Genomic DNA, 15458 nt, shown 5'->3' with positions numbered 1-15458 from the left:
GACAACAGGAGCAGCCAGCACATGGCACGTCTAGCAGGCGTCGACATCCCGCGCGAGAAGCGCGTGGAGATCGCACTCACGTACATCTACGGCGTCGGCCGGACCCGCGCGGTCCAGGCACTCGCCGAGACCGGTATCTCCGGTGACATCCGCGTCAAGGACCTGACCGACGACCAGCTCGTCGCCCTCCGTGACTTCATCGAGGGCAACTTCAAGGTGGAGGGTGACCTCCGCCGTGAGGTCGCCGCCGACATCCGCCGCAAGGTCGAGATCGGTAGCTACGAGGGTCTCCGCCACCGTCGTGGTCTCCCGGTGCGTGGTCAGCGCACCAAGACCAACGCGCGTACCCGCAAGGGACCGAAGCGCACCGTGGCAGGCAAGAAGAAGGCCCGATAGGAGATCATCATGGCTACCCCCAAGACTGCCGCGCGCAAGCCGCGCCGCAAGGAGAAGAAGAACGTCGCCGTGGGCCAGGCCCACATCAAGAGCACGTTCAACAACACCATCGTCAGCATCACCGACCCGTCGGGCGCCGTCCTCAGCTGGGCGTCCTCGGGTGCCGTGGGCTTCAAGGGTTCGCGCAAGTCGACGCCGTTCGCGGCGCAGCTCGCCGCCGAGTCCGCCGCCCGTCAGGCGCAGGAGCACGGTGTCAAGAAGGTCGACGTCTTCGTCAAGGGCCCGGGCTCGGGTCGCGAGACCGCGATCCGCTCCCTCCAGGCCGCTGGCCTCGAGGTCGGCTCGATCAACGACGTCACCCCGCAGGCGCACAACGGCTGCCGCCCGCCGAAGCGCCGCCGCGTCTGACGCGAGGAGCAACCGGCCGCGCCCTGCTCGTCCCCTGACCGGGTCATCCCGGTCCGGGGCGGGCGGGGCCCGCGGCCATTCCTGGTCGTTCGATCGCACACCGCCGGTCCCCGTGGCCGGTCGGTGCGCGTGATCACAACTCAACAGACCCGTCGGGGCCCGGTCGGCCCCGTCGTACCGCCGAGTGTCATATAGCGGACACTCCGCCGAAAGGAATCCCACAGTGCTCATTGCACAGCGCCCCACCCTGACCGAGGAGTCGATCTCCGAGTTCCGCTCGCGCTTCGTCATCGAGCCGCTCGAGCCGGGCTTCGGTTACACCCTCGGCAACTCGCTGCGCCGCACGCTCCTCTCCTCGATCCCCGGCGCGGCTGTCACCAGCATCCGCATCGACGGCGTCCTCCACGAGTTCAGCACCGTCCCCGGTGTCAAGGAAGACGTCACCGAGATCATCCTCAACATCAAGAGCCTCGTCGTCTCCAGCGAGCACGACGAGCCGATCACCGCGTACCTGCGCAAGCAGGGTGCCGGTCAGGTCACCGCAGCGGACATCTCCGCTCCGGCCGGCGTCGAGATCCACAACCCGGACCTCGTCATCGCGACCCTGAACGACACCGCGCGCTTCGAGCTCGAGCTGACGATCGAGCGTGGCCGCGGCTACGTCTCGGCGACCCAGAACCGCTCGGAGTTCAGCGAGGCCGGTCAGATCCCGATCGACTCGATCTACTCGCCGGTCCTCAAGGTCACCTACCGCGTCGAGGCGACGCGTGCCGGTGAGCGCACGGACTTCGACCGCCTGGTCGTCGACGTCGAGTCGAAGCCCGCGATCACGCCGCGCGACGCCATCGCGTCGGCCGGTCGCACGCTGGTCGAGCTGTTCGGTCTCGCCCGCGAGCTGAACACCGCGGCCGAGGGCATCGAGATCGGCCCCGCGCCGGTCGACGCCGTGCTCTCGAACGAGCTGCAGACCCCGATCGAGGACCTCGACCTGTCGGTGCGCAGCTACAACTGCCTGAAGCGGGAGGGCATCAACACGGTGTCCGAGCTCGTCGCCCTGTCGGAGACGCAGCTCATGAACATCCGCAACTTCGGTCAGAAGTCGGTGGACGAGGTCAAGGACAAGCTCACCGAGCTCGGCCTGTCCCTCAAGGACACCGTCCCCGGATTCGACGGCGCCCACTTCTACAGCGGGTACGACGAGGACGAGTCCAGCAACTGACCTCGCGCTGACGCGCACGCGCGCCGCTGACGCAGCGCGCACCACCATCACCACTGGAGAACTGACATGCCGAAGCCCACCAAGGGCCCCCGCCTCGGTGGCGGCCCCGCCCACGAGCGCCTGCTCCTGAGCAACCTCGCCAACGCCCTGTTCACGCACGGCCGCATCACCACCACCGAGACGAAGGCCAAGCGCCTCCGTCCCGTCGCCGAGCGTCTCATCACGTTCGCGAAGCGTGGCGACCTGCACGCGCGCCGTCGCGTCATCGCGCAGCTGCGTGACAAGTCCGTCGTGCACACGCTGTTCACGGAGATCGCGCCCCAGGTCGAGGACCGCCAGGGCGGGTACACCCGCATCACGAAGCTCGGCTTCCGCAAGGGTGACAACGCGCCGCTCGCGTCGATCGAGCTCGTGCTCGAGCCGGTCTCGAGCTCGCCCGCCCCGGTGCAGCGCAAGGCGGCCCCGGCCGCCGCCGCGCCGGTCGAGGAGGCCCCGGTCGACGAGACCGAGACCACCGAGGAGTCGACCCCGGTCGAGGCCGAGACCGAGACCGACGCAGCTGCCGAGGTCGAGGCCGACGCCGCCGCCAAGGCGGACGACGCCAAGTAGGTCCAGCACCAACATCGGAGAAGCCCCCGCGACGTACGTCGCGGGGGCTTCTCCGCGTCGGCGACCGCATGCCGGACGGGAGGCGCGGTGCACCGCCGCCACGCGCCTCCCGTCTGATCGTCCGACGGATGGAGGCGCACAGCACGGCCGCCACGTGCCTCCCGTCCCGCCCCGCTCGCCGTCAACGCTCACAGCGGTCCGCGGCTAGCTTGGCCGCCGACATGGCACGAGCAGAACGCATCACGGGCGCCGGGCGCCGCCTCTGGCAGTGGAGCCGCGACTCGGGCACCCAGCCGCGGCTGCTGCTCGCGGCGAAGGCCGCGCTCGCGGCGACGATCGCGTGGACGCTCGCGAAGCACGCCCCCGGGGTCGCGGCCGACTACCCGTACTACGCACCCCTCGGGGCGATCGTGGCGATGCGGACCACCGTGTTCGCGGGCGTCCGGGCCGGTCTGCAGACGCTCGTCGGGATCACGCTCGGCATCCTCATCGCCGGGTTCACGATGCTCATCGGCGACCCGGGCGTGGTCGCGGTGGCCCTCGCGGTGGGCCTCGGCGTGCTGGTCAGCGGGTTCCGGGTGCTCGGCGAGGGGTACTCGTGGGTCCCGATGGCGGCGCTGTTCGTCCTGCTCGTCGGTGGGGGCAACGCCGAGGGGTACTCGTTCGCGTACGTCGTGCAGATGGGCATCGGGATCGGCATCGGGCTGCTGGTGAACTCGCTGATCGTGCCGCCGCTGCACTTCTGGGACGCCGAGCGGCGCATCGACCAGGTCAACGCGGTGCTCGCGGAGCACCTCGACGACCTCGCGGCCGTGCTCGACCAGGGCGAGCCCGACACCCGCGCGTGGGACCGGCAGCAGGCGCGGCTCGACGCGGCGATCGAGGACGTGCGCGAACGGGTGTCGGTGGCGCAGGAGAGCCGTCGGTGGAACCCCCGTGGGGTGCTCCGCGGGTCGCGGGCGCGCCTGGCGACCGACGGGGCCCGGTTCCGAGCCCTCGAACGGGCCGCCTGGTACACGACGGACCTCACCGAGCTCGTCGCCCGGTCCGGCCCGGTCGCGGACAACATCGGCCGTCCGGACCCGTCGTTCGCGGAGCCGCTCGCCGCAGCCCTGCGCCAGGTCGCGTGCGTGGTGCGCGGGGACTGCCCGGAGGACGCGGGCGACGAGGCACTCGCGACGCTCGAGCGCGCCCTCGACGCCAGCCGGGAGAACCCGTCGAGCGTGGCCGTCACCGCGAGCGCGATCGTCGCCCTGCGCGGGATCCTGGAGTCGGAGAAGCGGGCGACCCAGGACGTCGACACGAAGACGGGGCCGTTCGGCGAGAAGCGCTGACCCCGGACGCGTCGCCGCCCGGGGTCGTCGCACGGCGTCGGTAGGATCGGCGCGTGCCCGTCGCGTCCCGTGTCGCCGTCCTCGGACCGGTGACCGTCGCGGGGCCGGACTGCGGGAGCGTGCCCGTCACGGGTGCCCTCGCCCGGTCGTTCCTCGTCGCGCTCGTGCTCGCCGAGGGCCACGCGGTCGGGACCGACTCGCTGATCGACGCGCTCTGGGGTGACGACCGCCCCCGGGGAGCGCGAGCGGCCCTGCAGACCATGGTGTCCCGCCTGCGACGGAGCACGGCCGAGGGGCTCGTCGTCTCCACCACCACCGGCTACGCGCTCGCACCCGGCCAGGACACCGTCGACCTCGACGCTGCCGAGCGCGCCGTGGACGCGACCGACCTCGAGACCGTCCGGGCCGCGCTCGACCGGTGGACCGGGGCACCGGGCGACGACGTCGAGGGCGAGCTCGGCACGGCGTTGGCGGCCCGCGCGGCTGCGGCTCGGCACGCCCTCCGCCGACGCCTGGGTGTCCTGCTGCTCGAGTCCGGCGACACGACGGCCGCCGCCGCGGTCTGGACCGACGAGTCCGCCGCGGCGCCCTACGACGACGTGGCCGCGGCCGGTGCGATGCGCGCCCTCGCGGCGGACGGTCGTGCGGCCGAGGCGCTCGCGGTGTTCGCGGCGCACCGTGGGCGGCTCGCCGACGCGCTCGGTGCCGACCCGTCCGCGGAGCTCGTCGCCCTGCACGCCGCACTCCTGCGCGGTCCGGCCGCCCCGACCGGCACCGTCCGACGCATCGGGCTGCGTGCGGCGCCGAACGAGCTCGTCGGCCGCGCACACGACGTCGCGACCGTGACCGCCGAGCTCGGTCGGGGGCGACTCGTCACCGTGCTCGGGCCGGGCGGGCTCGGCAAGACCCGGCTCGCGCAGGCGGTCGCCGCCGGCCTGCCGGAGACCACGGCGGTCGTGGTGTGCGAGCTCGCACCGCTCACCGACGCCGACGACCTGCTGCCGGCACTCGCGGCACTCCTCGGGGTCGCCGAGGTGCGGTCGGCGCGGTCCCTCCGCGACGCCGTGGTCACGGACCTGTGGGGCCGCGTCACCCGGGTGCTCGACGAGGCCCCGACCGTGCTCGTGCTGGACAACTGCGAACACCTGCTCGACCGGGTCGCGCCGTTCACCGCCGACCTGCTCGCCGCGGTGCCCGGGCTGCGGGTGCTCGCGACCTCGCGGGCGCCGCTCGCGATCGGCGGCGAGGTCGTGGCACCGCTCGCGCCCCTGCCGGTCGAGGCGGACGGTGCCGCGGTCCGGCTGTTCACCGACCGTGCACGAGCGGCCCGCCCGGGTGCGGTGCTCCCGGTCGACACGGTCCGCCGCATCTGCACCCGGCTCGACGGGTCGCCGCTCGCGATCGAGCTCGCCGCCGCGCGGGTCCGCGGGATGAGCGTCGACGAGGTGGAGCGGCGCCTGGACGACCGGTTCGCCCTGCTCCGCAGCGGGGACCGGAGCGCCCCGGAGCGGCACCGGACGCTGCTCGCGGTGATCGAGTGGAGCTGGCGGCTGCTCGACGCCGGGGCACAGGAACTCCTCACGCGGCTCGCGCTGTTCCCCGACGGCGTCCCCGACGGTGCGGTCGAGGCCGTCGCGGTACCCGACCGTCGGGCCGACGCGTCGGACGACCTCGCGGAGCTCGTCGAGCAGTCCCTCGTGCAGCTCGTCGAGACGGCGGGCGAACCGGTGCGCTACCGACTGCTCGAGACCGTGCGCGAGTTCGGGGCGGACCGCCTCGACGAGCGCGGTACGACCGGGCAGGTGCGGGCGGCGATGACCACGTGGGGCCGGGAGCTGTCGGCCACGTGCAACCTGTTCGCCCTCACCGGGCCCGCGCAGCTCGCGGCGTTCGGCGTGGTGCGCCGGGAGGCCGAGACGCTCGTCACCCTGCTGCGCTGGGCGGTGCGCGACGAGGACGGGCCGACCGTCGCGCACGTCTTCGCCGCACTCGGCGGCTACTGGACCCTGCGCGGCACCCACGGCGAGGTCGTGGCCGTCGCCCAGGACGTGATCGCCGCCCTCCGGTCCGCGCCGGTCGCCCCCGCCGACCGCACCGCGACGGTCGTGTCGCTCGTGCTGTGCGGGGCGTCGGCGGCCTTCACCGACATCCGGACCACCGCCCGCGCCCGCTCGGTGCTGCGGCGGATGCGGCGGGACGGCGGCACCGGGCACCCCGTGGTCGACGCGCAGTGCGACCTGCTGCTCGTGCTCGGCGGGGAACGGGCCGGAGCGGCGCTGCTCGGGCGGATGCGGGCCGACCCGGACCCGGGCGTCGCCTGCTTCGGGGCGATGCTCAGCGCGCCGCTCGCCGAGAACGCCGGCGACCCCGCGGCCGCGCTCCGGTACGCCCAGCGCGCGCGGGACCTCGCCGCGGTCTCCGGCGACGCCTGGACGGCCGGTTCCGTCGCCGTCACCCTGACCCAGCTGCACGCGCAGGGCGGCCGGTACCGCGAGGCACTCGAGACGGCCGCGTCGGCGCAGGAGCTGCTCGAACGGTTCGGCGCCGACGACGACCTGTACGAGATCAGCTGGACGGTCGGCCTGGCCGCGGCGGCGACGGGCGACCTCGTCCGGGCGCGCGCCATCGCCGAGGACCTGCGCCTCCGCCCGGTGACGATGCGCGGCGGTCCGGCCGACGGCACGGTCCAGGTGGGCGTGCTCGCCCGCGCGATCGGTGCCGAGTGCGCCCGGTACGAGCGACGCCCCGAGCGCGCGGCCGCCGAGTACACCGCGGCGTGGGACCTGCTGCGGGACCCGCGCACCCGCGCGGTGCACTGGCGCCTCATGGCGGGCGCAGCGCGGATCGCGGCCGTGGACGAGGCCCTGGGCGCGACCACCGACCAGGTGGAGGGACCCGGCGGAGGCGGGGTGCGCCTCCCGGCCGCCGAGCGCGACGTCGCACGACGCCTGCGCACCGGAGCACTCGTGCAGCTGCGGCTCGGGTCGACCTGGCTGGACCTGCCGGTCGTCGGGACGGCGCTGCTCGGGCTGGCCGTCGCGCTCGTCCGCGACGGCCAGCCCGACGTGGCCGCCCGCTGCTGGGCCCTCGCGACCCGGGTCGGCACGCGCCAGGACTACGCGGTGCTCGCGCACGCGCGGATCCGTCCGCTCCTCGCGGCGGCCGTGGGGGAGCGGGCGCTCGCCGCGGCCGAGGCCGAGGCGGCGGACGCCTCGGCTGCCGACCACGACCCGCTCGCGCACGACTGGGGGCGCGCACGGGTCGTCACCAGGACCCGTGCGCTCCTCGAGGGCGTCCGCATCGCGCCGACGGCCTGAGCACGCGGTGTGCCCAGGCCGTCGGCCGCGGTCGGGACGGACGGGCGGGCTCGAGCGGCCGACGCCGCCCGAGCCCGCCCGGTCCTTCCGGCGCTCAGGCCTTCCGCATGTACGCCCGCACCGTCAGCGGAGCGAACACCGCGACGACCACCGCGGCACCGAGCAGGCTGAGCCACAGGTCGCCGCCGACGGTGCCGTGGTTCACGAGCTCCCGCACCGCCGTGATGAGGTGCGAGACCGGGTTGACCTCGGTGAACCAGCGCAGCCAGGCGGGGAGCGTGTCCGTCGGGACGAACGCGTTCGACAGGAACGTCAGCGGGAACAGCACGAGGTTCGCGATGCCGGAGACGCTCGACGCGGTGCGGGCGATCACGCCGAAGTACGCGAACACCCAGCTGATCGCCCACGCGACCACGATCACCAGCAGCGCCGCGAGCAGGACCGCGCCGAGGCCACCGGCGGGCCGCAGCCCCATCACGATGCCGACCACGAAGGTGATCGTCGTCGCGATGGCGTACCGCACGGTGTCGGCGAGCAGGGCCCCGGCGAGCGGGGCGATCCGCGCGATCGGCAGGGACCGGAAGCGGTCGAACACGCCCTTGTCCATGTCCTCGCGGAGCTGGACGCCGGTGACGACCGACGACGTGATCGCGGTCTGCACGAGGATGCCGGGGATGATCACGGGCAGGTAGCTGCCGACGTCGCCGGAGATCGCGCCGCCGAAGATGTACGTGAACATCACCGTGAAGACGATCGGCATGAGCGTCACGTCGAACAGCTGCTCGGGCGTCCTGCGGATCTTCACGAGCCCGCGGTACGCCATCGTGAACGACTGGCGGACGGTCGCGCCCAGACCGGTCGAGCCGACGCCGGGGCGCGGGGTGACCCGGGGTGCGGTGGTCGTGGTGGGGGTGAGCGTGGTCATGCGAGGCTCCCTTCGAGCGTGCGCTCGGCGGTGTCGTCCGCGGCGGTGTCCGCGGGCGTCGGCGAGCCGGTGATGGTGAGGAACACCTCGTCGAGCGTCGGCTTCTGCACGCTCATCTCGGCGAGGGAGACGCCCGCGTCGCGGAACGACACGAGCAGGTCGGTGACGCGGTCCGGCGCCGTCATCGGGGCGGTCAGTCGCGCTCCCTCGGGGCTGACGACCGCCGGGGTGCCGAGCACGCGCTCCACGAGCGACGCCGCCGTCGCGAGGACGTCCGCGTCGGCGTCCGCCAGACGGAGCTGCAGCGAGGACGTGCCGACCGAGGACTTCAGCTCGTCGGCGGTGCCCTCGGCGACCACGCGGCCGTGGTCGATCACGGCGATGCGGTCGGCGAGCTGGTCGGCCTCGTCGAGGTACTGCGTGGTGAGCAGGACCGTCGAGCCGGTCGCGACGAGCTCCCGGATCGTGTCCCACATCTGTGCGCGGGTCCGCGGGTCGAGACCAGTGGTCGGCTCGTCGAGGAAGATCAGCGGCGGCTGCGCGATGAGGCTCGCGGCCAGGTCGAGCCGACGACGCATGCCCCCGGAGAACGCCTTGAGCGGACGGGACGCGGCCTCGGTCAGGCTGAAGCGCTCGAGCAGCTCGGTCGCCTTGCGCCGCGCGTCGCCGCGGGACAGGCCGAGCAGCCGCGCGAAGATGACGAGGTTCTCGGTCGCGCTGAGGGTCTCGTCGACGCTGGCGTACTGCCCGGTCACGCCGATCAGGGAGCGCACGGTCTGCGGCTCGCGGCGGACGTCGTGCCCGAAGACGCGGGCCTCGCCGCCGTCCGGCTGCAGCAGCGTCGCGAGCATGGAGATGGTGGTCGTCTTGCCGGCGCCGTTCGGCCCGAGCACGCCGTAGACGGTCCCGGCCTCCACACGGAGGTCGACGCCGTCGACGGCACGGTTCGACCCGAAGGTCTTCACGAGGCCGGTCGCCTCGACCGCGAGGGGTGAGCTGGTCATCGCTGGGTCCTTTCGTCGATGTCGGTGTCGATCGTGCCGAGGGGCGCTCACGCGCCACTGACGCGGTCCTGACACGCGCTGACACGGCGCGGCCGTCCGGCGCTGCTCGGGGACGGCCGGGAGGCGCGGCACGGCCCCGGTACGCTCGCTCGTGTGGACGAGACGGCCGGCGACCAGGGCGGTGTGCGGCTCCGTCTGGACGTCGCCTACGACGGAGCGGCGTTCTCGGGCTGGGCCCGGCAGCCCGGGCTGCGGACCGTGCAGGGAGCGCTCGAGTCGGCGCTCGCCACGGTGTTCACCCGCTGGGGGGAACCGCCGCTGCTCACCGTCGCCGGACGCACCGACGCCGGCGTGCACGCCACCGGACAGGTCGCGCACCTCGACCTCACCGCGGAGCAGTGGGGCGCGCTCAGCCGGCCGCGCCGGTCGGCCCCCGACGGCCCGCCGCGGACCAGCCTGGACGGACTCGTCAAGCGGATCAACGGCATCGCAGGGCCGGACGGTGACGTCGTCGTCACGCGGGCCTCGGTCGCGCCGGACGGGTTCGACGCCCGGTTCTCCCCGCTCTGGCGGCGCTACGAGTACCGGGTCGCGGACGCCGACGCCCCCCGCGATCCCCGTCGTCGTGGGCACACGCTCTGGCACCCGGCGCGTCTGGACCCGGCGGCGATGGAGCGCGGTGCGCTGACGCTGTTGGGGCTGCACGACTTCGCGACGTTCTGCAAGCCGCGCGAGGGCGCGACGACCATCCGGACGCTCCAGGAGTTCCGCTGGGACCGCGAGCCGGACGGCGTGCTGGTGGCGCGCCTCCAGGCCGACGCCTTCTGCCACTCCATGGTGCGCGCGATGGTCGGCGCGACCATCGCGGTCGGCCAGGGTCGGTTCGGCCCGGACCGCCTCGAGGAGCTGCGCGTCGCGCAGGAGCGGACCAGCGCCTTCACGATCGCGCCCGCGAAGGGTCTCACCCTCACCGAGGTCGGGTACCCCGACGACGACGCCCTCGCCGCCCGGGCATCGCAGACCCGCGCGCGCCGGTCCGAGCACGAGCCCGCCGGCGGTAGCGTCGGGGGATGACCTCCCGCGAACCCCGGTCCGTCGTCTCCGTCGCCCCCGGGGTGGTCTTCGTCGAGGGGCCGGTGTCGAACTGGGTCGTCCTCGCCGAGGAGGACGGCGTCGCGCTCGTCGACGCCGGCTACCCCGCCGACAGCGAGCTCGTGCTCGACACGATCCGCTGGGCCGGCCACGACGTCGCCGACCTGCGCCGGGTGTACGTCACCCACGGGCACGTCGACCACGTCGGCGGCATCCCGGGGATCCTCGAGCGACACCCGCACGTGCAGGTCCTCGCGCACGCGGACGAGCTCGACAACGTGCGGGGACCCGAGCGGCAGCAGGTGACGCCCGCCGAGATCGGTGGCCGCCTGGCCTCGCCGCGGGTGCTGCGGTGGCTGGTCCGGGCGATCCGGTCCGACGCCCTCCGTCCGACCACCGTCCCGAGCGCCTCGGCCTTCACCGCGGCCACGTTCGCGGGGCGTGCGATCACGCCGTTCCCCGCGGTCGGGCACACCGCCGGGTCGACGGCGTACCTGCTGCCCGCGGCGGGTGCGATCGTCACGGGCGACGCCGTCGTCACCCACCACGACACGCAGCCGGCGTCGTGGCAGCCGCGGCCCCGGATGATCACGCCGTTCTTCACCGCCGACGGGGCGACGGCGCTCGAGTCGGCGCGGGCGCTGCCGATCCCGGAGATCGTGCTGCCCGGGCACGGGCCCGCGGTGCACCGGGTCGGCTCGGAGTGGGTGCCGGTCGCGCACTGACGCCGAGGGCGCCCGGGCGGACCGGACCGGCGTGCCCTGCACGGGGGTGGACCGGATCGTTCACCTGCCGGAAACCTGAACGCCCCCGCAGGTGGCTAGCGTGCTGGAGTCCCCCTCCCCTTCCCGAAGGTCAGCATGCCCAAGACCCTCCGGCGCACCGTGTTGTGCGCCACCGTCGCAGCGACGCTCGTCGCGGCACCGCTCGTGTCCGTCTCGTCCGCGCTGGCGGACCCCGCCGGCACCGGTCTGGTGATCGGCGAGGCGTACCTGAAGGGCGGCAGCGCGAACGCCCCGTACAACGGCAAGTTCGTCGAGATCGCGAACCCCACGGCGTCACCGGTGTCCCTGGCCGGGTGGTCGCTGCAGTACCGCCCCGCGGCCGGCACCGGGAGCTTCACCGCGGGCGCGCTCGAGGGGACCGTGCCCGCCGGTGGGACGTTCCTCGTCGCGATGCCGGGCAACGGTGGTGCGACGCCCGTCGGCGCCGACCTGCCGACGCCCGACGACACCGTCTCGCTGAACGTGTCCGGCACCACGGGGACGCTCGCCCTCTCCGACCGCACCGCACCGCTGACGTTGCCGGCCGGCGCCGTCGCGACCGGCACCCCGGGTGTCGTGGACCTGCTCGGGTACGGCGCGTCCAACACCTTCGAGCGCACGGTGCGCCCGGTCACCGGTACCAACGCGGTGCCGAACGCCCTCACCCGGACGGGGACGACCGACACCGACGACAACGGCGCGGACTTCGTCGAGACGACCACGCCGACGCCGCGGAACAGTGCGGGCCAGACGAGCGGCGGCGGAACGCCGGGTACCGGGACGCCCGGCACCGGCACACCGGACCCCGGTACGCCGACGACACCGGCCGAGCAGGTCACCGTCGCGCAGCTGCAGGGCACCGGGGCGGCGTCGCCGTACGCGGGCAAGCGGGTGACCACCGAGGGCGTCGTCACGGCGGTGTACCCGACCGGCGGGCTGAACGGCTACACGATCCAGACGGCCGGCACGGGCGGCGCGCTCGACCTGACCACGCACACCGCGTCCGACGCCGTGTTCGTGTTCTCGGCCGCGACGGTCGGCAGCGTCGCGATCGGCGACGCCGTCCGGCTGACCGGCGAGGTGTCCGAGTTCAACGGCCTCACCGAGCTCACGGTCGCGTCGACCGCCGACCTGGTGCGGCTCCCCGCGACCGGCGTCGCGCAGCCGGTGCCGGCCACGCTCGCGTTCCCGCGCACCGACGCACAGCGCGAGTCGCTCGAGAGCATGCTCCTCGCACCGCAGGGCAGCTACACGGTCGCCGACACCTTCACGACGAACCAGTACGGCGAGGTCGTGCTCGCCGCGGGGACGAAGCGGCTGGTCCAGCCGACGGAGGTCGCCCGACCGGGCAGCGCCGAGGCCGCCGCGGTCGCAGCGGACAACGCCGCACGGAAGGTGGTGCTCGACGACGGCGCGAGCACGAACTTCCTCAGTGCGGCGAACCAGTCGATCCCGGTGTCCTGGCTCACCCAGGGCCCGGTCACGGTCGGCGCCGCCGCGACCTTCTCGAAGCCGGTCGTCCTCGACTACCGCAACGACACGTGGAAGTTCCAGCCGACGTCGCCGATCACGGGAGCGACCCCGGTGGCGACCCTGCCGGCGTCGTTCTCGAACGTGCGCACCGCGGCGCCCGCGCAGGTCGGAGGCGACCTCGAGCTCGCCGGCTTCAACGTGCTCAACTACTTCCCGACCACGGGCGACCAGCTCACCGGCTGCACGTACTACACGGACCGTGACGGCGACCCCGTGACCGTCCGCGGCGGCTGCGACGCCCGCGGTGCCGCGAACGCCGACGACCTGGCCCGCCAGCAGGTCAAGATCGTCGGGGCGATCAACGGCCTCGGCGCCGACGTCGTCTCGCTCGAGGAGATCGAGAACTCGGCCCGCTTCGGCCGTGACCGCGACGCCGCGGTGGGCACGCTCGTCGCCGCCCTCAACGCCGCCACCGGGCAGGACACCTGGGCGTACGTGAAGTCGCCCGCGAAGCTGCCCGCGAGCGAGGACGTCATCCGCCTCGCACTGATCTACAAGCAGGACCGCGTCGCGCCGGTCGGGGAGTCGACGATCCTCGACGACCCCGCCTTCGTGAACGCCCGCCAGCCCGTCGCCGACGCCTTCCGTCCGGTCGGCGGCACCGCGGACGACGACTTCCTGGTGATCGCGAACCACTTCAAGTCGAAGGGGTCCGGCTCGGGTGCGGACGCCGACACCGGCGACGGACAGGGGGCGTCGAACGCGTCGCGCGTGGCGCAGGCGAAGGCGCTCGCCGAGTTCTCGACCACGGAGCAGGCGAAGTACGGCACCGACCGGGTGTTCATGCTCGGTGACTTCAACGCCTACAGCCAGGAGGACCCGATGGTCGTCCTCCGTGAGGCCGGCTACACCGACCTCGGCCCGGCGCTCGACGCCTCGGAGTGGTCGTACGTCTTCGGCGGCCTGAGCGGGTCGCTCGACCACGTGCTCGCTTCACCCGCGGCACTCGCGGACGTCACCGGCGTGGACATCTGGAACATCAACTCGGTGGAGTCGGTCGGTCTGGAGTACAGCCGCTACGACTACAACGTCACCGACCTGTACCGCGACGACGTCTACCGTGCGAGCGACCACGACCCGATCCTCGTCGGGTTCGACGTGGCCTCCGGCAGCGGGACGCCCGGCGCCGGCGGCACGCCCGGAACCGGAACCGGAACCGGCGGCAACGGCACGGGCACGGGCGCAGGCAGCGGTCCCGGCACCGGACCGTCACCGGTCGCTCCGTCCGCACCGACGCTGACCGACGCGGTCCGCGGCGGCGTGACCGCCCCGGCGACCGTGCGTGCCGGGGAGACGATCACGGTCGGCGTCGGCACCGCCCGCGCCGGCGAGCGGATCGCGGTCTGGCTGTACTCCGACCCGGTGCTCCTCGCGACCGCCACGGTCCGCGCGGACGGCACCGTCCGGGTCACGATCCCGGCCGGCACGACCGCCGGGGCGCACCGCCTCGCCGTGACCGCGGCGGACGGCTCGCTGGTCGGCTGGACGCCGATCCGGGTCGTCGACCCCGCGACGGGCACGCTCGCCTTCACCGGCGCCGAGCTCGGCGGCGGCCTCGCGGCGGCCCTGCTCCTGCTGACCGCAGGGGCCGGGGTGCTCGTCGCACGACGTCGTCGGCAGGTGCGCACCGCCTGATCCGGTGGGTCCCACGGACGGGAGGCGCGGTGCCGGCCGGCACCGCGCCTCCCGTCCGTCGTGGCGAGCGTTCGACAAGGTGGGCCGCGTCGGGTAGGCTCTCACCTTGGTCTGTGCGCCCCGTGCGCCGGACAGTCAGATGAGCCCTCCACCGGGCGGTTCCGCGGACGTCGTCCACGGAACACCCACCGGAGCGGGATTCACGGACTCCTCACCTCGACACGAAAGCAGCACTCCTGTGACTCGTACGTTCTCCCCGAAGCCGGCAGACGTCCAGCACGACTGGATCGTCATCGACGCAGCCGACGTCGTCCTCGGCCGTCTCGCCACCCACGCCGCGGCGCTCCTGCGCGGCAAGCACAAGGCCACCTTCGCCCAGCACATGGACATGGGTGACTTCGTCATCATCGTGAACGCGGACAAGGTCGCCCTCACCGGCTCCAAGCTCGCCAAGAAGGTCTACTACCGTCACTCGGGCTACCCGGGCGGCCTCACGGCGACCTCCTACCCGGAGATGCTCGAGAAGCACCCCACCCGCGCCGTCGAGAAGGCGATCCGCGGCATGCTGCCGAAGAACACGCTCGGCCGTGAGCAGCTCAAGAAGCTCAAGGTCTACGCCGGCCCCGAGCACCCGCACGCCGCGCAGCAGCCCAAGGCGTACACCTTCGACCAGGTCGCACAGTAGTTCCGGCCACGACGACATCAAGGACTGACAACACTCATGGCTCAGATCGCTGACTCCCTCGACCAGACCCCGGAGAGCTTCACCACCGAGAGCGCCCCGGCGTCCTCGGAGGCCGCTCCCCGCCAGATCCTCAACGTCTCGGGCGGTGCCGTCGGGCGCCGCAAGGAGGCCATCGCCCGCGTGCGCCTCGTCCCGGGCTCCGGCACCTTCGTGGTGAACGGCCGCACGCTCGAGGACTACTTCCCGAACAAGCTGCACCAGCAGCTGATCAACGACCCGTTCAAGGTGCTCGAGCTCCTCGGTGCCTACGACGTCGTCGCCCGCATCACGGGTGGTGGCCCCTCGGGTCAGGCCGGTGCGCTCCGCCTCGCCATCGCGCGTGCGCTGAACGAGATCGACCGCGAGAACAACCGCGCCACCCTCAAGAAGGCCGGCTTCCTCACCCGTGACGCCCGCGTCATCGAGCGCAAGAAGGCCGGTCTCAAGAAGGCCCGCAAGGCGTCGCAGTTCTCGAAGCGCTAGTCGCGCGACGGACCC

Annotated in this window: 13 protein-coding genes; 11 read left to right on the top strand and 2 right to left on the bottom strand. The window is 73.5% G+C overall.

Annotated elements, in window-relative coordinates; translation table 11 throughout:
* Positions 1-21: 21 nt before the first annotated feature.
* The 6 genes from rpsM to QOL16_RS16085 all read left to right on the top strand — a co-directional run bounded on the left by rpsM (position 22) and on the right by QOL16_RS16085 (position 7283).
* The gene (gene rpsM / locus QOL16_RS16110) at positions 22-396 is read left to right on the top strand and encodes a 30S ribosomal protein S13 (protein ID WP_058728274.1); all 375 of its coding nucleotides are present in this window, start codon (positions 22-24) and stop codon (positions 394-396) included.
* A gap of 9 nt (positions 397-405) precedes the next feature.
* Positions 406-804: a 30S ribosomal protein S11 gene (rpsK, locus tag QOL16_RS16105; protein WP_017885507.1), complete on the top strand. Its 399-nt coding sequence runs from the start codon at positions 406-408 to the stop codon at positions 802-804.
* A 223-nt stretch (positions 805-1027) separates the two neighbouring features.
* On the top strand, positions 1028-2023 hold the full coding sequence (locus QOL16_RS16100) for a DNA-directed RNA polymerase subunit alpha (protein ID WP_065960011.1): 996 nt from the start codon (positions 1028-1030) through the stop codon (positions 2021-2023).
* Positions 2024-2089: 66 nt separating this feature from the next.
* Entirely contained in the window at positions 2090-2632 is a 543-nt protein-coding gene (gene rplQ / locus QOL16_RS16095) for a 50S ribosomal protein L17 (protein ID WP_071246070.1), read from the top strand.
* Positions 2633-2853: 221 nt separating this feature from the next.
* Positions 2854-3966 (top strand): aromatic acid exporter family protein, encoded by a 1113-nt coding sequence (locus QOL16_RS16090; protein ID WP_071285561.1) that lies wholly within the window; start codon positions 2854-2856, stop codon positions 3964-3966.
* A 53-nt stretch (positions 3967-4019) separates the two neighbouring features.
* The gene (locus QOL16_RS16085) at positions 4020-7283 is read left to right on the top strand and encodes a BTAD domain-containing putative transcriptional regulator (protein WP_071285389.1); all 3264 of its coding nucleotides are present in this window, start codon (positions 4020-4022) and stop codon (positions 7281-7283) included.
* A gap of 94 nt (positions 7284-7377) precedes the next feature.
* Here QOL16_RS16085 and QOL16_RS16080 read toward each other — a convergent pair whose 3' ends face one another.
* Positions 7378-8208: an ABC transporter permease gene (locus QOL16_RS16080; protein ID WP_083230018.1), complete on the bottom strand. Its 831-nt coding sequence runs from the start codon at positions 8206-8208 to the stop codon at positions 7378-7380.
* Complete coding sequence (locus tag QOL16_RS16075; RefSeq protein ID WP_065959997.1) at positions 8205-9212, bottom strand: ATP-binding cassette domain-containing protein; 1008 nt, start codon at positions 9210-9212, stop codon at positions 8205-8207. Before QOL16_RS16075 ends, QOL16_RS16080 begins: the two co-directional genes overlap by 4 nt.
* Positions 9213-9365: 153 nt before the next feature.
* Here QOL16_RS16075 and truA point away from each other — a divergent pair, with 153 nt between their 5' ends.
* The 5 genes from truA to rpsI all read left to right on the top strand — a co-directional run bounded on the left by truA (position 9366) and on the right by rpsI (position 15443).
* Positions 9366-10286, top strand: a complete 921-nt coding sequence (gene truA / locus QOL16_RS16070) for a tRNA pseudouridine(38-40) synthase TruA (protein ID WP_254780326.1) — start codon at positions 9366-9368, stop codon at positions 10284-10286.
* Positions 10283-11029 (top strand): MBL fold metallo-hydrolase, encoded by a 747-nt coding sequence (locus tag QOL16_RS16065; protein ID WP_071246073.1) that lies wholly within the window; start codon positions 10283-10285, stop codon positions 11027-11029. Before truA ends, QOL16_RS16065 begins: the two co-directional genes overlap by 4 nt.
* 135 nt (positions 11030-11164) lie before the next feature.
* Positions 11165-14236, top strand: coding sequence for an ExeM/NucH family extracellular endonuclease (locus QOL16_RS16060; protein WP_071285387.1), 3072 nt, complete (start codon positions 11165-11167; stop codon positions 14234-14236).
* A 238-nt stretch (positions 14237-14474) separates the two neighbouring features.
* On the top strand, positions 14475-14921 hold the full coding sequence (gene rplM, locus QOL16_RS16055) for a 50S ribosomal protein L13 (RefSeq protein ID WP_065959992.1): 447 nt from the start codon (positions 14475-14477) through the stop codon (positions 14919-14921).
* A 36-nt stretch (positions 14922-14957) separates the two neighbouring features.
* Complete coding sequence (gene rpsI / locus QOL16_RS16050) at positions 14958-15443, top strand: 30S ribosomal protein S9 (RefSeq protein WP_065959990.1); 486 nt, start codon at positions 14958-14960, stop codon at positions 15441-15443.
* Positions 15444-15458: the final 15 nt, after the last annotated feature.

Source organism: Curtobacterium sp. MCBA15_004, assembly GCF_001865055.2.
Classification (GTDB): domain Bacteria; phylum Actinomycetota; class Actinomycetes; order Actinomycetales; family Microbacteriaceae; genus Curtobacterium.
Note: the sequence above shows the minus strand (reverse complement) of the source record. Positions and strands in the feature narration are given on the sequence as shown.